The 18,718-nt window shown below is 44.2% G+C and carries 12 protein-coding genes and 1 tRNA gene; 3 read left to right on the forward strand and 10 right to left on the reverse strand.

The window, feature by feature from the left end; genetic code table 11:
- Positions 1-135: 135 nt before the first annotated feature.
- A tRNA-Gly gene (locus tag G636_RS0112690) sits at positions 136-208 on the forward strand.
- 66 nt (positions 209-274) lie between these two features.
- Here the strand turns inward: G636_RS0112690 and G636_RS0112695 are convergent.
- Both G636_RS0112695 and G636_RS0112700 read right to left on the reverse strand, forming a co-directional pair.
- Positions 275-1,465 (reverse strand): hypothetical protein, encoded by a 1,191-nt coding sequence (locus G636_RS0112695; protein ID WP_026508360.1) that lies wholly within the window; start codon positions 1,463-1,465, stop codon positions 275-277.
- A gap of 119 nt (positions 1,466-1,584) precedes the next feature.
- On the reverse strand, positions 1,585-2,892 hold the full coding sequence (locus G636_RS0112700; RefSeq protein ID WP_035779666.1) for an SLC13 family permease: 1,308 nt from the start codon (positions 2,890-2,892) through the stop codon (positions 1,585-1,587).
- A gap of 613 nt (positions 2,893-3,505) precedes the next feature.
- On the opposite strand from G636_RS0112700, the gene G636_RS18545 reads away from it, so the two are divergent.
- Positions 3,506-7,942, forward strand: a complete 4,437-nt coding sequence (locus G636_RS18545; RefSeq protein ID WP_051227014.1) for an efflux RND transporter permease subunit — start codon at positions 3,506-3,508, stop codon at positions 7,940-7,942.
- A gap of 27 nt (positions 7,943-7,969) precedes the next feature.
- Here the strand turns inward: G636_RS18545 and G636_RS0112710 are convergent, their stop codons facing one another.
- On the reverse strand, positions 7,970-8,875 hold the full coding sequence (locus tag G636_RS0112710) for a chitosanase (protein ID WP_026508362.1): 906 nt from the start codon (positions 8,873-8,875) through the stop codon (positions 7,970-7,972).
- Positions 8,876-8,994: 119 nt separating this feature from the next.
- On the opposite strand from G636_RS0112710, the gene G636_RS0112715 reads away from it, so the two are divergent.
- The gene (locus tag G636_RS0112715) at positions 8,995-10,050 is read left to right on the forward strand and encodes a hypothetical protein (protein ID WP_026508363.1); all 1,056 of its coding nucleotides are present in this window, start codon (positions 8,995-8,997) and stop codon (positions 10,048-10,050) included.
- A gap of 13 nt (positions 10,051-10,063) precedes the next feature.
- Here G636_RS0112715 and G636_RS0112720 read toward each other — a convergent pair whose 3' ends face one another.
- The 7 genes from G636_RS0112720 to G636_RS0112750 all read right to left on the reverse strand — a co-directional run bounded on the left by G636_RS0112720 (position 10,064) and on the right by G636_RS0112750 (position 18,716).
- Complete coding sequence (locus G636_RS0112720) at positions 10,064-11,206, reverse strand: aldo/keto reductase (RefSeq protein WP_026508364.1); 1,143 nt, start codon at positions 11,204-11,206, stop codon at positions 10,064-10,066.
- A 21-nt stretch (positions 11,207-11,227) separates the two neighbouring features.
- Positions 11,228-14,377 carry a DUF3427 domain-containing protein gene (locus G636_RS0112725; protein ID WP_026508365.1) on the reverse strand — a complete coding sequence of 1,050 codons (3,150 nt, stop codon included), beginning with the start codon at positions 14,375-14,377 and terminating at the stop codon, positions 11,228-11,230.
- A 5-nt stretch (positions 14,378-14,382) separates the two neighbouring features.
- Positions 14,383-14,913: a GNAT family N-acetyltransferase gene (locus G636_RS18550; protein WP_035779667.1), complete on the reverse strand. Its 531-nt coding sequence runs from the start codon at positions 14,911-14,913 to the stop codon at positions 14,383-14,385.
- Between the two features lie 159 nt (positions 14,914-15,072).
- A complete protein-coding gene (locus G636_RS0112735) occupies positions 15,073-15,843 on the reverse strand; it encodes a hypothetical protein (RefSeq protein ID WP_026508366.1) in 771 nt (256 codons plus the stop codon).
- Positions 15,844-15,955: 112 nt separating this feature from the next.
- Positions 15,956-16,738 carry a DNA/RNA non-specific endonuclease gene (locus G636_RS18555; protein ID WP_081668454.1) on the reverse strand — a complete coding sequence of 261 codons (783 nt, stop codon included), beginning with the start codon at positions 16,736-16,738 and terminating at the stop codon, positions 15,956-15,958.
- Between the two features lie 32 nt (positions 16,739-16,770).
- A complete protein-coding gene (locus tag G636_RS0112745) occupies positions 16,771-17,973 on the reverse strand; it encodes a toxic anion resistance protein (RefSeq protein ID WP_035779668.1) in 1,203 nt (400 codons plus the stop codon).
- A 2-nt stretch (positions 17,974-17,975) separates the two neighbouring features.
- Positions 17,976-18,716, reverse strand: a complete 741-nt coding sequence (locus G636_RS0112750) for a hypothetical protein (protein WP_026508368.1) — start codon at positions 18,714-18,716, stop codon at positions 17,976-17,978.
- Positions 18,717-18,718 lie beyond the last annotated feature (2 nt).

The following is an 18,718-nucleotide window of genomic DNA, read 5'->3' on the forward strand; positions in this document are numbered from 1 at the left end:
TATATCTCCATGATATCACAGAGCCGCCTCATAAGTTTATAAGATTTTTTTAAAAAAGTGTTGACAAAGTCATCACGGCAGTGTAAATTATATCTTGCTTGTTGATTCGACAAGCAATTGAATATCTCTTTAAATGCGATAGTAGCTTAGTTGGTAAAGCGCCACCTTGCCAAGGTGGAGACCGCGGGTTCGAGTCCCGTCTATCGCTCTTTTTATGCTCAAAAATCCATAAGAAAAGAGAGCTGTTACATCACTTGAACAGCTCTTTGTCATTTCAGTCCTTCAATAGACCATTGATATCCAGATAGCCTGTGGAGAAATCCTTGGAAGGATCAGCTTCAAAGGTGAATCTGAAATTGAATTCCACCAGCTTCTTGTCAAAATCCTTGAACTTCTCATCCAGACTGTGCACCTTGTCGCTGAGCCAATAATCGGCCGGCATGTGGGTATTGGACATGACATAGGCACCGGACTCTTCACCATCTATCCTGCACTCACTGTCTTCTATACACAGGCGCTCATCTGTCTTGTTGTGTACCAGGAATCTGTAACCGTTATTGTAGTCATTTTCATCTGACAGATAGATGTTGGCATAGATGTCAGCTCTGTCATTGGTGAATATGAGCTTGCAATTATCAAGGTCAGGCTCGAATACTGTGCTGCCGTTTCCCTTTATGACAAAAGGCTCCTCCACTTCATAGAGAGTATGATAGGAATCATCTCTGATCTCCAGATCATCTATGACGATCTCAGATACGTCATCATCAGTCATTTCGCCCAGCTTCTCGTAGAAGGTCACTGTAGTACCCTTTTTGAAGAGCTCATAGCAGGAAATATATGAAGAACTCCTGCTCCTGCCATTCATGGAGCAGCTGGTAAAATGGAGCTTGAGATCCTGATCAGACTTGTTCTCAACCTGAATACCCAGCTTGCGATAGTCATACCAGGTGTTGTGGCTGTCAGCATAATAGCCTGTAAACTGCACCTTCATATATTCGTTGTCCAGGATGATACCGTCATTTTCAAAGACAGTATCTGTCAGCTCATACTGATCATAATCATACACATTGACTTCTTCGTTCTGTGCATACTTGGAGCTGTAGCTGCGGCTTCTCCCATGAGTATTCTTTGAAGCAACTATCACCAGCGAAGATATCATTACCGTGAGGAAAGCCAGGGCTATAAGTGCATTGTTTGCGCCTTTCTTCTTTTCCTTTTTGACCGGAGCAGCAGCAGTGGTATTCCTGTTGTTATTACTGATAGGAGCTGTTCCGGGATAGACTTCATCCCGGTATTCTGACTCTTTCTTCCTATTCAGCCACTCCTTATCCTTGTCATAGGCTGCTCCGCAAGCGGGGCATACTCTTTCTTTTGCTGTATCTATTTTGGATCCGCAGTAATCACAGCTGATCACTACGCCCTTTGACACCATCCTTGAAGGTCTATTGTTATTTGCGTTTCCCATTTCTAACTATCTTTCCTAAATATGTATTATTTCAAATGGCCTATTTGCATACATTCTATGATTATTCCAAGAATGTAATTAATGTTAATGTTGTTGATCAAATACCAAGATCAAATGCTTCATGGTCTCCAGAAAAGCCATATGAAGAGATATCCGCTGGTCACAGCTGTCAGTGTGAAGGGGATACCTATCTTAAAGAAATCCCTGAACCTGACTTCATAGCCCTCTTTCCTGAGCATACCTACACCTGCGATATTGGCAGATGCACCAATAGGGCTAAGATTGCCGCCCAGTGTAGCTCCTACAAGGAGTCCAAAGTAGAGGAAGTAAGGCTCTACGCCCAGGGCCAGACTCACTGACCTCAGGATAGGAAGCATGGTAGCTACATAAGGGATATTATCAATAAATGCTGAGATAGCTACGGAGCCCCATACTACTATGGAATAGAGCAGGAACATGTTGCTGCCTCCGGCATTTGAGATCAGCGCTGCCAGGTCATCGATGACGCCTACATTGCTGATACCTGCTATCACGCAAAAGAGTCCTGCCAGGAGGAACATGGTATCCCAGTCCAGAGCCTTAAGTGAATGCCACATACCATCTGTGGATTTCTGCTTTGCGATCTCCCATACTACAGTGAGTATGCCACATACCATACATATGAGACCGTTGGTGACTTCAGGCTTGTAAGCTTCCGGTATAAATGAAGCTATGATCAGCAGTATCACATGTCCCACCATAGTAATAGTAGGTACATAGTCTGTTACGCTTGTATGCTCATCGGAGCTGACAGGCTCTGTATCCTTTCTGAAGAGGAACATCATGATGGGCACTGTGAGCAGGGCTCCCAGCTCTACTGCAAAGAACATACCCGGTCTGCCATGCATCACAAAGAAATCATTGAAGTTCATATTGGCAGCGTCCCTTGCAGCCAGCATGATGGAAGTGGTATCACCCACCAGTGTGGCAGCGCCCTGCAGGTTAGAAGATACTGCGATACATATGATCATGGATACCGGTGATATCTTGAGCTTCTTGCAGATGGCAAGTCCCACAGGTGCTACCATAAGGACTGTAGCCACGTTATCAATAAAGGCTGATATGATTCCGGAGAAGAGAGACATGAACACCGTCACCCACATTACATTGGGCGATAAGCGCAGCAGCCACTCAGCTATAAGGTTGGGCATCTTGGACTCTATAAAATAGTCTACGATGATCATGGTACCCCAGATCATCATCAGTACGTTCCAGTCAATAGCCCCGGGCACCATGGCAGCAGGAAGTATGTCAGGCCCAAACAGGGATATGATCACATAGATCAGTGCAGTACTACAGGCCACTATCGCTCTTCTCTTGGGCAGCATGACCATAAGTACATACATCAGCACGAAGAGTGCTATTGCTATACCTTTTGCAGTTATCATCTTTTTCCTCCAAATGTTATGATGCGAGTATCCAAAATATCTTTTGTACTTACATCATGATATGAATGATCCGGCGAAGCTTGGCATAAAAAAAGACCCTCGCCATGCACAATAAATACATGGTAAAAGTCTTGCTCTCATAAACATTATCCGGATCCGGACAGCCCAAAGCCGTCGTGTTGACGAATCCGAAAGTCGAGATAAAAACATCGACCGGCTACTCCCTTTTACTCAGTATATAATAATCGATTTTTTATAATATCGCAAGAATTAATTAGGAAAATCCATTGCTGTTATTGAGCTGAATAGCAAACACCGGTAACGCCCGCTATCATTGACTCATTAAAAATTTATTAAAATTAGACATAGCTAATTAACAAAGAGAAACTTGTGATATAATTTGCGTGTTCGTCCGATATATAGATTTGGATTCGGTTTGTCATGCATTTTGTTACGGATGAGAACAGTTGTGTGATTTTCAATAAACCCGCAGTAAATGCGTGTATCTGAAATCTACTCGAATAAACTTTTTACCAATGAATATTATCGAATGATCAATATATAAGAAACAGATGTGGCAAAGCCACAAGGTCTTTGCCCGCGGAGGAAGATAATGTCTAAGTACAGCGTCAAAAAGCCATTTACCGTCCTGGTAGGCGTAATAGTCACAATAGTCCTGGGCATAGTCAGTATCATGAATATGCAGCTGGACCTCTTACCTGACATATCCCTTCCCTATCTCATGGTGCTGACCACATATCCCGGTGCCAGCTCAGAGAAGGTGGAGGCCGAGATATGCGAACCTATGGAAAGTGCCCTGGGCACAATCACAGGTATCAAAAATGTATCATCAGTCTGCAGTGAGAACTATGGCATGGTGCAGCTGGAATTCACTGACGATACCGACCTTGACAGTGCCATGGTCAAGGTATCCAGTGCACTCAATACTCTCTCTCCCTATCTCCCTGATGATGCAGGCACTCCCTCTATCATAGAGCTGAGCACCGACATGATGGCCAGTGTATATCTGGCAGTCAGCATGGAAGATATGGAGATGGATGAGCTGTCCCAGTTCGTCCGAGACGAGATCACCCCCTATTATGAAAAGCAGGCAGGCGTAGCCAGCATCACCACCCTGGGCCTGGTAGATAAAAGCGTCCAGGTAGAGCTCAATCAGGACAAGGTAGATGCCCTCAACCAGAAGATACTGGATAGTCTGGAAGACCGCTTTGCAGATGCCCAGGAGCAGCTAGATGATGCCAAGGACAAGCTCAATGACTCCGCTGAGACTATAGAAGAAAACAGAAAGAAGCTCCAGGATTCCCAAAAGGAACTGGCTGACGGCAAGCAGGAGCTCATAGACGGCCAGGCAGAGCTGGACAAAAACAAGGCAGAATTTAATAGCAACAAAAACGAGCTTGCCCAGAAAAAAAGTGACCTTACAAAAGGCGAGCAGGAGCTTAATGATAAGAAAAACGAGTCCAATACCAAGCTGGCAGACCTAAGCTATCAGCTGGATCAGGCCTCTGCTCAGCTGGCCACTCTCCAGACCCAGCTCACCCAGGCCCAGGCCCAGAAGACACAGCTAGGGGATGCTCTGACCAAGATAAATGACGGACTAAGGCAGATAGATGACGGCGCAAAGAAAATAGATGACGGAATAAAGCAAATAGATGATGGCGTCTCCCAGCTGGATACGCTCTTAAACAGCACAAGTGCGGAAGAACTAAATGCAGGCATTGAGACCATAAACGGCGCCATTACAGGAATCCAGGCTCAGATAGACGCACTGGATCCTGAAGAAGAAGGCTACAATGAACAGCTGGCTGCTCTCCAGGCTCAGCTGACACCTCTCCAGGCCCAGCTGGCAGAGCTGACTGCCACCAAGCAGGCTTATGATGCCGCTCCCGCACAAAAGGAGGCCCTCCTTGCCAAAAAGGCTGAGCTGGAGAGTCAGAAGGCCAGCCTTGAGACCAAAAAGACAGAGCTTAAAACCCAAAAGACCATGCTGGAGACCCAAAAGCAGGCAGCTGACGGTACAATCGCCGCACTGACTCCTGCAATAGCAGAAGCCAAGGGCCAGGTAGAGAGTGCTTATAAGGAACTGGAAAAAGCCAAGCTGGAAGCTGCCGAATCCATAGGCAGCGCCGATGCTCAGCTCCAGATAGGCAAGACTCAGCTGGATTCTGCGCAGTCACAGCTTGATGCTGCAGAGAGTCAGCTTGATTCCGCACAGGAACAGATCAACAGCGGCTGGGAGCAGCTCAGTGACGGCCAGGAGCAGATCACCGAAGGCTGGGATCAGCTCAGCGACGGCGAAGAACAGCTGGCCAGCGGCTGGGACGATTATAATGATGCGGTAAAGTCCTATGAGAAGCAGCGCTCAGAAGCAGAGAAGCAGGCCAATGCAGACAAGCTCCTGACTCTGGACGCCCTCACAGGCCTCATCTATGCCCAAAACTTTGAGATGCCTGCAGGCTATGTGGATGACAAGCAGGATAATTCCTGGCTGGTCAAGGTGGGCCAGAATTATGAGGAAGTATCCGAGCTTGAAAATGTAGTCCTGACCAATATCAATAAGGTAGGCGATGTAAAGCTGGGCGATGTTGCAAACATCACCGTCATAGACAATTCCGCAGACAGCTATGTGAAGCTCTCCGATAAGAGAGCCGTCATACTCTCCATATTTAAGAGCAGTACAGCCGGTACCAATGATGTAAGTAAGACTATTGATGCAGCTTCCAAAGAACTAAAGGCTGCTCACCCCGGCCTTACCGTGACCACACTGGTGGATATGGGCGATTACATCGACCTCATAGTAAAGAGCGTGCTCCAGTCCATGATGATAGGCGCCGCCCTGGCTATACTTATACTGGCTATCTTCCTCAAGGACGTAAAGCCCACACTGGTAGTAGCTATCAGTATCCCTGTCAGTGTACTGGCCGCCCTGGTATGCATGTATTTCTCCAATATATCACTGAACATGCTCTCCCTCTCAGGTCTGGCCCTGGGTATAGGTATGCTGGTGGACAACTCCATAGTTGTCATTGAGAACATATACAGACTGCGCAACAGAGGCATCGAAGCTCCAAGAGCTGCAGTACAGGGTGCCAAGCAGGTAGCAGGAGCCATCACAGCTTCCACACTGACTACCGTATGCGTATTCATGCCTATGATATATACCTCAGGCCTCGTTAATGACCTTTTGGCTCCCATGTGCCTGACCATAGTATTTTGTCTACTGGCATCCCTTGCCATAGCACTTACAGTGGTACCGGCAGCGGGATCTACACTATTAAAGAATAGCTCCACCAAGGCTCATCCTCTTTTTGACAAGGCCATGAAGCTCTATGACAGAGCCCTTAGATTCTGCCTAAAAGTGAAGATCGTGCCTCTGGCACTGGCTGTGCTGCTGCTGCTATTCTCAGGCTTTATGGTCATCAGGATGGGTATCGTGGTCATCCCTGATATGACCATGAACCAGATCCAGGCTACCATTGAGTATCCGGAAGAGACTACAAGAGAAGAAGCCTATGAGCAGACAGATATGGTACTGGACAGACTGCTGCAGATCGATGGCATAGGCTCTATAGGTGTCCTGGCTGGCGGTGATGAGAGCCTTTTTGTATCCTCTTTGGCCAGCAGCTCAGATAATTTCAGGACCATGTCCTTTATGATGATGACTGAAGATGAGAATGCCGGAGATGCCGAGATCAGACAGATCATGTCAGAGATCGAAGGTGCAGTTGCTGATATGGACGTAGGCTTTACCCTGGAGACCATGTCATCTGAGATGGACCAGCTCACCGGAGGTTCGGGACTCTCCATCAACGTATATGGCCCCGATATCGAGGAGCTAAAGCGTATCAGCAGAGACATTATGGAGCTGACAGATTCCATAGACGGATATGAGAATATCTCTAACGGCGAAGAGGACAGCAACAAGGTGCTGCACCTGACCATAGACAAGAACAAGGCTATGAGCCTGGGCCTCAATGTGGTGCAGATCTATCAGGATATCAACAGCAAGCTCACCCATTCCAAGAGCGCTGTCACCATCACCATAGACGGCATAGATATGGATATCGTGGTGGTAAATGATCTGGATCCTCTGACCTATGAAAACATACTGGACTATGGCTTTGACGTTCAGAGAACAGACGAAGACTATGATACCGTTACAGAGACCCATAAGCTCAGAGAATTTGCCACACTGGAAATAGCTGATTCTCTCTCATCCATAAACAGAAAGAATCAGTCCAGATACATGACTGTAACTGCCGAAGCTGCAGAGGGCTATAACATCACTCTGCTCACCAGAAAGCTCCAGCCCATGGTGGAAGCATACGAGCTGCCTCAGGGCTACTCCATAGAGTTCAGCGGCGAGTATGATACCGTTATAAATATGCTCAAGCAGATGGCACTGGTACTTCTCCTGGGCATGCTCCTGGTATACATGGTCATGGTAGCCCAGTTCCAGAGTCTGCTCAGCCCCTTCATTGTCATGTTCACCATTCCTCTGGCATTTACCGGAGGCTTCCTGGCACTGTGGATAACAAGGCAAAACCTGTCAATAATCAGTATCATGGGTATCATAGTGCTCATGGGTACGGTAGTTAATAACGGTATCGTATTCGTAGACTATGTCAACCAGCTGAGGAAGCAGGGCCTTGACAGACATACAGCTCTCATCGCTACAGGCCAGACCCGTATGAGACCTATCCTGATGACAGCCCTCACCACTATCCTGGCTGAGTCCAACCTGATCATCGGCGATGACATGGGTGCACAGCTGGGCAGAGGCATGGCCCTGGTAATCGCAGGCGGCCTTGCTTACGCCACACTCATGACCCTCTTCATCATACCTGTCATGTATGACATCATGTTCAAGAAGCAGCCTCTGGATGTAGACACCGGAAGCGACGACCTGGATGACATTCCTGACGACGCCTCCGAATTCCTGGGTCTGATGATGGAAGATAACATAGAAGACAACGTGGCAATGTACGATGACGAAAGAGATAATATAGACAGCACAGATGACCGATAAGACGTATGCCATAAAGGCTATTGCAATTTATTTTGCAATAGCCTTTAATTTTGCTTCTGTCAATTCAAAATCATCACCATACATATTCCACTTAAGTGGTAATTCAAGATTATATTTACCCTCATCAATAAACTTGCTCTGTGCCTGAAGCCTGGACAGATCTGAGTGAGCTTCCTCGGTGAGCATGACAGAAGTTCTAGCTGTCAAAAATGCCCTAAGGTACTCTGCCTCATCACCGCCCTGAGAGGGTGTTTTCTCATTTTTCATAGCCTCTTTTCTGATACCGCCAAAACTAAGGCCATCCTCTCCTGGGCCATGTACCACCATGGCATCATAATATATATATTGTCCCAGGGGTGACAGGCCATCCTTAACTGCCATTTCTACAGAGGGCTTCATATACATTTCATCCAATATGGTATCCTGAGCCTCTATCATTTCACGGTCCTGTGCAGCAGCCTTCCAGGCATTTACAAAAGCCTGTCCCAGACCCTTGTGGGTGTCGGAGCCTATGGCACTTTGAAGTGCAGGAATATACTTCTTTAGGCCATTATTATCAGGCTTTAATGCCACATATACTTCTACCACATCAAGGAGATCTGCTGTGCCCGTAGTGAAGCCTATAATGCCTCCTGTATAGCCTCTCCCATCTCCGATATCTTCAATGTAACCATACTGCCTGGTATAATCCAGAGAGGAATTCTCCGCACTGGTCACCAGAGACATTACTGTCTGACGAAGCCTGCCTTCACTTATGTTTTCTCCGGATGCACGGTCCGGATCATCGCCTTGACGAGCAGGATCAGATGCGCTTGTTCTGTCATGTAGATATCTACTGGCCAAAAGCTCATCAGTTCCAAAACGCAATATAACTGCAGCTAGTATCGCGGCAGCCAATAAAACCATGCTTAGTTTATTCTTTTCTTTTCTCATATGCTTTAGCTCCAATTTTTATCTGAACAGTATACCTATTAATTTAGTAACCATTATTGGCGATATACATAGGAGAGTATTTTATCATATAGCTGACCTATCTGTATACGGAGGACATTATGAAAAAGATCATGAGCAAATCACTGACACTGCTATTATCAGCTGCACTGATCGCAGCTATGGTCTCCTGCGGCAAATCAGAGGATGCAGCTACTACAGCGGGCGAAAACGAACCCGAGAGCGCTGCAGAGAACACTTCAGATGCAGAGGGAGAAAGTGATAATGGTAGTTCTCAGGATCAAGGAGACTCTGCAGCAGCAGACAATAATAGCGAAAGCTCTTCTGAAAAAGACGCCGAAGACGGACCTGGCAACTGGACTGCCAGCGGCAACTATATAGATGATAATGATAATAACCTCATCATATATGCCACCTCCGTAGAGGATGGATATGACAAGGACGGCTACGGCATCATGCTCATTTTAGGAGATGTGATCTACGGAGGAGATATGACAGAGACAGCAAAAAGCTTGACAGGTACAGTCACCGGCTACAGCGGTGACACTACAGATGAGCTGAGCCTTGATATCACTGTGAAGGCAGAGGGCGAGGGGATGCTGATGACCACAGCCGATGGAGAGGAATATCATTTCGTAGTGGACGAAACAGATTATGCTGCAATGGCAGGGGATATGCTGCCCTATTTCCAGTACAACCAGCTATACGGCGATGAGCGCTTTGATCCTGTGGATGCAGCCTGCTATGACTATCTGGCTTTTGAAGCCGAACAGGACTATGATCCAAATAATGCCATGATCCCCCTGGTCACTGTAGTAGGAATAGATGATACAGATGCTGACGATGTGCTGATTTATGGCGATTACTGGCTTTGGGAATTTACTAAAGAAGATGACAAGCTAATAGCAATATCCGGCGGCCATCGCCCCGGCATCATCCACGCTCAGCGCTTTGGCGAAGATGAGACAGCTATATACAGCGGCCTTAGCCTTGACGAAGCACTGACAGATGATGACGCAAAGGGGCTCTTTGGCGATTACTATGATGCCTACATCGCTGTCTCATCAGATGACCGGGCGAGAAAAGAGAAGATGGACCAGGTCCTCTCCGATTATGTGGAATCAAACGGACTGGAAGTCAGCGGATGGGACTACTAAGCCCCATCTGCTATCAGCCTTCAAAATGCCCTGCTACCAGCTTTAAGTTCTCGATTATAGGCAGATGCTGAGGGCATACACTTTCACACTGACCACAGGCTATACAATCGCTGGCCCTGCCAGCTCCGGCTGCCACCAGGTTACCATAGTTGGTAAAGTTGATGGTCCAGCCCTTCTGCGCCATATTTTCACGCATATTCTCATTGTATAGAGAAAAATACCTGGGGATAGCTATCTTCATCGGGCAGCCTTCAGTACAATAAGAGCAGCCTGTGCAGGGGATAGCTATCTGATTGTTGATGATCTCCCCGGCCTTAAAACACATATCTGTCTCATCCTTTGTCAGAGGCACAAAGTCCTGCATGTAGGAGGTATTGTCCTCCATCTGGGCAATGCTGCTCATGCCTGAGAGCACCACCATGACATTGTCCAGGCTGGCTGCAAATCTCACAGCCCAGCTGGGCAGGGACATAGCAGAATCATGCTCTTTAAAGAGCTTTGCAGCTTCATCAGGGAGATTGGCCAAGGTACCACCCTTAACAGGCTCCATGACTATTACAGGCTTGCCATGCTTGCAAGCTACCTCATAACAGCCGCGGGACTGTATCCACTCACTCTCCCAGTCCAGATAGTTGATCTGCAGCTGTACAAATTCCATCTCAGGATGGCGGGTGAGTATCTCGTCAAGGAGCTCCGGTGTATCATGATAGGAGAAGCCTGCATGACGCACCAGTCCCTTTTCCTTTTTATCCAATAACCAGTTAAAGCAGTCCAGCTCCTCATATTTATCAATCATGGACTCTTCTATTCCGTGTATCAGATAGTAGTCAAAATATCCTGCGCCTGTCTTTTCAAGCTGGGTATTAAAAACCTTGTCCCTGTCTTCCTTGCTGTTTATAAATCCCGCATGAAGCTTGGTAGCCAGGGTATAACTCTCCCTGGGGTGCCTACTGGTCAGCGCCTCTTTCACCACATCCTCGCTGTGGAAGGCATTGTACATCCATGCAGTATCAAAATAAGTAAAACCCTTCTCTAGGAAAATATCCACCATTTTGGACACCTGCTCCACATCCACATCCGCAGCATCTGTGGCACCCTCATTCAGCGGCAGCCTCATCAGCCCAAATCCCAGTTTCTTAGCCGGTTTAAAATCCATAGTCGCATCCTTTCTGTGTGATCAACCAACATCCAACTTACCCGTTTTCTTCAAATACTTAGCTGGCACAGGGTTATCCATACGCCATACAATACTCATCGGATTACTTCCTGTATGACTGAGATAGTTTGCCGTACCAAGGTAAGAATATGGTGCTGTTCCCACACTATCATTTATAAACTCTCTTACAAATAAAAGAATCTTGCTGCCTTCCTTTGCATGATTTATATATCTCTTACCTGTAATACTGTTTTCTGAAATCTTGTTCTGGCTCTGCCAATGGAATAACTCACTGTTGATAGAGTAATCTTCATACATGGTCGTTGGAGAATAGTCCTTAGCTGACTTGTTCAGAGTGATAAATAATACATCCAAGTTTTTATCAGCAAGCCATTTCACACCTTCTCTAACTGTACCGGGCTTCATAAAATCCATTGCTACCAATATCTGATCTCTTGTATATGTGCAATAAAGATCCAGAGGGCAGTCAAATCCCAGATCCACCGGCTTGTCTATAATATCTACCTCATCATATTTGATTTCCAGGATATCTATTATCTCTTTTACCAGCACTGTAGACCTGGCAAGCATAGTCAGATTCTGCCTCACCTTGGGTTCATCCCAATCCGTTGCAGCTTCTTGCCAAATAGTTACGTAAAACATTTGCATCATCCTCTTCTCCAGAGGTGACAACTTATTTATATCTACATGTTCCAAGTTAGGCAATATATTTATCAGGAACTGTATCCATCTTCTGGAATCTATGGCTATTATTCTGGAAAAAGCTTTGGTAATTGTGGCCTCCAGGGGCTCGTCAAATTCTGGTATTACTCCCGCATCAGCGCACAATCTACTAAATGAGTATTTCGCATAAATAGTTCCAAGCTTCAATCTGTAGTAATGGATAAAGTTCGCCAAAGTCAGCTCCTGGCCACTATCCTCCGTAAAGCTTTCTATGCGACTTATAAGCCCCATTCTGTCGCCAAATGATTTCCTGATATTATTCAGTATTATTTCTGAGGCTTTGCGCTCCAGTTGTATATAGCACCCTTTGGGTAGCGCTACAAAGCCCTTCTTAATCTCATATTGCAGGCTATGTTCAGTATTAGATAAAAGAGCAGAATACTTTTCCTCAAAATTGTACTTTTTATTTGCCTGACCAATAAAATCGAGAACTGTAAGGCACTCCTTATTCTCCGCAAGGCGAAGGCCTCTTCCTAACTGCTGCAGGAATATGGTTAGAGATTCTGTAGGCCTTAGGAATAAAACCGTATCCACTTCGGGAATATCTACACCTTCATTATAGAGATCAACTACAAATATGAACTTCAGCTCACCACTAACCAGTCTCTTCTTAGCCGTATTCCTCTCCTGATCTGATGAATTAGCTGTAAGCGCTATTGATGGAATCCCTTTATCATTAAACTGCTCTGCCATAAAAGCAGCATGTTCTACGGAGACACAAAAGCCCAACCCGTGGACGTCAGAAATATCCGTTACATATTTGTATATAGAGTTAATTATATGATTGGCTCTCCTGACAGCTACCTCTCTGTTCAAGGAATAGAGATTGCTCAGTTCAGTCTTATCATAGCCTCCTCTAACCCATTTAACAGTGGACAGATCAGTTTCATCCGATACGCCAAAATATTGGAAAGGACACAGGAGCTTACGATCTATAGCTTCCGGCAATCTTATCTCTGCAGCCACATGGCCATCGAAATAATCAAGGATACTCTTGCCGTCCATACGCTCCGGTGTAGCAGTAAGACCTAGTAATACACTGGGCTTGAATGCATTAATCAATCCCTGATATGTTGGAGCAGCAGCATGATGAAACTCATCCACAACTATATAGTCATAGTAATCAGCAGATAATAATTCATATAATCTTTGTGAAGCTATAGTTTGAATTGATACAAATAAATTATCCAGCCTGTCCGGCTTATTGTTACCTACGTATAAATCGCCAAAATTGGGATCTTTTAATACGGCTCTAAAGGTTGCCAGACTTTGCTTTAATATTTCCTCTCTATGTGCCACAAAGAGGATCCTGTTATGCGAAGTAGGATGTTCCCTTATAAATCTCCTGTAATCAAGAGCAGCAATAACCGTCTTTCCCGTACCGGTAGCTGCTACAATAAGGTTCTTATACCTGCCTCGAATAGCTCTCTCCGCACTTAGTCTGTCCAATATTTCCTGCTGATAAGGATATGGATGAACATCCACTATATATTGAAAGCCATCCCCTTCGGAAATATGTTTCTCAAACTTTAAGGCACGCTTAAGCTTATCGTGACTACCCTCTGTATATTCTTCAAAGGTGCTACTATTCCAATAACTATCAAATGCAGCTTCCATCTTCTTAATGGTCAAAGCCATATCTTTGGCAGTAGCCTTTACATTCCATTCCAGCCCACTGGACATTGCTACATTGGACATATTGGAAGAACCTATATATGCCGTGGTAAAAGTCGTATCTCTATAGAAAATATATGCCTTGGCATGAAGCCTGGTTCTCTTGGTATCGTAGGAGATACGCACCCGGGTATTAGGCAGCTTAGACAGTTCATCCACAGCCTTCAAATCCGTAGCTCCCATGTAAGAAGTGGTAATTATTCTCAGCCTGCCCCCTCTTTCTGAAAACTTACGCAGCTCATCTATAAGGAGCCTGAGTCCACTCCATTTAATAAATGAGACAAGCATATCTATCCTGTCAGCTGTCTCCATCTCTTTTTTCAGTTCAAGATACATCTGCGGTTCATGTACCGCTCCGGTAAAGAGGCTACTCTGAGCAATAGATGTCTCAGGACGCACTAGATCCTTTGCCTTACGCTTACCTATTTTGTACATAGGATCATTTTCGGATATTAGTGCCAGCAACTGTTCTGCCGCGCCATCTACAGCCATCCCCTGTATGTCTTCCTGATGAGTCTCATTTGACAACAGCTCTACAACCTTGTTAACAAGGGCAATCTTGGGCTGCAGATCATCAGTTTCGGAAAGTCTGTCCAGGCTTTTTTGAATTACATCAGAAAGATACCTCGAAAGAATAATCGAGGCTTCAGCAGAATCAATCTTCTCAGTATATTGCAGCTCATCCTGAAGAGATGACAACTCCCCTCGCAGCAAAGCATTGACAACTTGTTCATATAATCCGGGTTTTAACATTAGAGTCACCTACTATTTGTATTATCAGAATTCAGAACAATCTCCATCTCATGCCAGCTCTCTCCGCCCCAGATAGAAGCACTCTCCCCCAGGTCTCTAAATCCAAAACCTATATACATAGGGATTTTGTCCGGAAGACATGTCAGAACCAGGCGTTTTCTTCCTCTAGCCTGTTCTCTTTTACAATAGCTGCTTACCAGCTCACGTGCAAGCCCCTGCCTTCTATATTCAGGAAGGACATCCAGCCCAAGGAGCATCACACTGTCACCTTCGGGATCATGAGTCTCGGCATCTGTAAAAAACTCGTCTCTAAAACAATGTTCATCAGTTGCTATTCCATTTAAAAAACCGGCCATTCTACCGGTCTCTTTATCAATAGCAACAAGAAATAGATCAGCGGCCACCTCAATACGACTCTTCATATGCTCAGGCGAGCACGCCTCATTAGGCGGAAAGCAAATACTCTCCACCATAGCAGCTTCATCTGCCTCTTCCTGATTAATAGTCCTGAAATCAAAGCTATCACGTATATCCATTTCCACTCTCCGTACTAATAGTTGGTACTCTCAGATGTATTATGATGCCTTTTTCAGCATATCATGAATATATGTCATCAAACCATCAAACAAAGCCACCTTGGATTTATACCTTTGATACGGAATAAATCCAAGGCAGCATTACTGATGTGAATAATACTATTTAACTATAAAGGCATCAAAAAGTTGCCGTAAGTCTTTTATCCCCTTAACAAAAAAGAAATCATCTGCCCTTTGCATATTACCACTAATCTCATACTCTAATTCTTCGCCTTCCTCGTTTGGCGGAAAGATCGAGAAGCTGTACCAACTACTTAAATTCTCTTGAAGCTCACATACGTAATTGAAAACCTTATCGTAAAAAGCCTCAGGTATGTCCAACATGAATGCATTCAACATATTCAAAATCTCATCAAGCTTGTCATACAGTTCTCTATATACGCTATTGAGACACCTTGATACATCATCTCTAGAAGCTGCACCATCATCGAATGCACATTCCACTTTAACAAGCTCCATCTGGTGGCTTGCCCCTTTTTCAATAAACCCGATAAAGGCCGAATGTAATTCTCTAACCCTTTCTCTTGTGTACAAAGCCTGTGCACTACCATCAAAACCGCTCGGAATATTACTCATGGTCTCTTCCTCCTTACTGAGCAAAAAATGATAATCTGTTTCAAATAAATCACCTATCTTTTTGACCTGCTCCAAATCAGAAGGACCATTGTATCCATACATCCAATTTTTTATAGCCTCTTTACTAACACACATCGCTTCAGAAACGTTCTCAATTATTTCTTCTTTGGTAGTTTTCTTATTTGTTTTACTCAAAGAGAGTTTTTTCTGATTTATAAGAAGCTTTAATTTTTCTGAATCAAAATGATATTTGGTTCCTTCCTCTTCATAAAGCTTAATTGCTTTAGCCTTCATGCAAGTCTCCTTTCTCTCCGGATCGCGCTTTCCTTTGATGAACCAATCATATCATCATCCATATCCCCGTAATAGTTAGACATAAAACTATAAAAAACTAACCTTTAATTTATTAAGCACCCTCACTTTCGCCACTGTTATAATCAATCTCTATCCCCGGTTGTACATTATAAATAAATACATGGAAGCAAATAGAATCACCATTATCCTCCACGGAATATGCCTCCATCTCAACTCCTCGTGCTAATAGTTCATTACTCTTGAAATATGGTGTCACTCTGTATAAAACATGATTATCAGAATTATCCAGGTAACTCATGACCTTTTCTTCCCAAGGCAACATAAGCTCCACATTCATATATCTTGTGCCCGTGATCAGATTTAATTCATTAGCATTTTGCCCAGTCAGAGCATATGCTATAAGGTGACACCTGTTATAAAGATAGGGAGGATTCGAGTCTACAATTCCCTCATACTTTCTCTGAACCCATCCTGTTGGTTTTATCTGACCTATTTCTCCGCGCTTTTCCGTAGGCATCATTGTTCTGTCTAGCATTGCATACGCTTCTCCGCAACGCCCTTTTGAATCAAGCTCACTATAATGTTCACCAGTTATATTTTCTACATCCCAATGATTAAAGCACGGACTTCCTCCGTTCAGAATAACGTAATCTTCTCCAAAATAATCAGGTATACTACTTGGATCCGAATTAACAAGGCTCTCTGATCCACTAGTATTTGTTGTAGATAGTCTGACACCGAAATTGCCAACTCTTAAAGATACAACATAAGCCACCACGCAGAAAAGAAACGCTATAACTATGGCAAAAATAATCCTTTTGAGTCTACGGATCTTTTTCTCTTGTCTCTGCCTTTGGGTTACATACTTTTCCATCTATTAACCCTTATTCACAATTCAGATACATATTACCTGTTTCCTGCTTCCAAAAGCGCCTGCTTCAGTTCATCTTCAATCTTGGCAAGTTCTACCTGCGCCTCTTCTCTATGCTTGGAACCTTCCTCATGTATTCTGACCACTTCATTTATAGATGTTATGATATCTGCATTTACTTTCCGAAGTGTGTCTATATCTACTATTCCTCTTTCCGAAGCATTAGCTGCATCAATAGCCCCTTGTTTGAGCGTTTCCGCATTTCGCTTAAACATCTCATTGGTCATCTCGTCCAATGCACTTTGAGCATTAAGAGCTCTCGTAGTATGCTCGATTCCAAGTGCCAATACCATCTGATTTCTCCATAGAGGAATGGTATTGATAACATCCGAACGAAGCTTATCAACCACCTGCTGATCAGCATCCTGAAGCAAACGTATCTGGGGTGCCATCTGGATAGACACCAGCCTAGTTGTCTCTAGATCAAAAATCCTCTTCTCAAAACGTTTGCAGGCGCTCTCATAATCCCTATATGTCTGTACATCCAGCTCATCATGTGTACTTTCAGCTTTTTCTCTAAGTTCTACCAGCTTTGTGTTCTTGGCTTTCTCCAACGCCTTCTTTCCTGCAATAATATACATGGTAAGCTCTTTGTGAAACTCAAGATTCATGTCATACATCTGATCAAAGACATAAACATCCTTAGTAAGTACCTGCTGATGCCTCTGCAGATCCTTCTCAATCTTCCTTATATTCGTTTCAGCACTCTCATAATTTGATATAACGTAAGTAAGCTTTGCTTTTCCCTTCTGGAATAATCCCAGCAAGCCCTTCTTTTCAGGAGATATAGTGCTATTGATCGCCACTCTCAGTTCTCTCAGACTATCCCCAACATCACCAAATTCCTTTGTTTTTACAGTTCCTGTAATAGTTGATGAGAAAGTAGAGATTCCCTTTTGAGCGCTTGTGCCATATGAATTCACCATCTTCACATTAGAGATATCAATCTGATCTACAAATTCCTCAACCTGCTTTTTCTCTGCCTCAGACAGCATTGACTCATCTATTGCACCAGCAGATGCAGGTGCAGATTCGATAATTGGCTCAGCCTTTCCCAACGAGGGCTCCATGAAAGAAAAATCAATTTTCCTTTCCTCAGGATCAAGAGTAAGTGTAGGAGTTTTTACAATTCCGGCTTCCTTGTTAACTTCATTTACCCTTTCATTATTGTTTTCCATGCTTACTTCCCTCCATTCTGATTAATTTTGTAATCAGGATTCACATAGCCATCCTGGCCCATCATACTTTCAAGTGCCTTAGCCTTAGCTTTTATTTCTATTGAGGCAAACTTATAAATCTCATCAATCTTGTCATTAATAGCAATCAATAACTTTTCACATGCCTCTATCACTTCTATTTCAGTTGCTTTAATAATATCCTCCCCGATACCTACATCTAAGTACTCTATATATGTAGCTGTAAGCTGTAAAGCTTCTGGGATGTAATACTCATAAAACTGACTCATATCAGCATGATAGACACCCTCAAATTTATACACAGCATCCTGTAAAACTGGCATTCGCTCAATTAGTTCATCATATAGCTCATTCATTTTCACAGGCAAATCACAAGCTCTTAACAATTTACAAGCTGATACGTATTCTGGTATTGATTGCTTTTCTATTAACTCGTCAAATTGTTCTACATTAAGACGTGCTCTATGTTGCTTTCCCGGAATTATACGTCGTAAACTATTATTTATATATTCCGAATTCAATGGTATATCTTCACCTGCCAAGACTGCCTCAAAGGCTCTGTCATGATCCACCATATCAAAAGGAACCTCTTCCAACTCCCAAGGATCTTTTAGCAAGCTCGGATCAATCTTCCCACCTAAGCCGGTTTTGACATCCACTATCTTAGGTGGTGCATTTACAATCCATGCGTCTCTAGCAGCTTTCCAAAACGCTTTTTCAATCATTA

Origin of the sequence: Butyrivibrio sp. MC2013, assembly GCF_000424585.1 — a bacterium.
Lineage (GTDB): Bacteria > Bacillota > Clostridia > Lachnospirales > Lachnospiraceae > Butyrivibrio.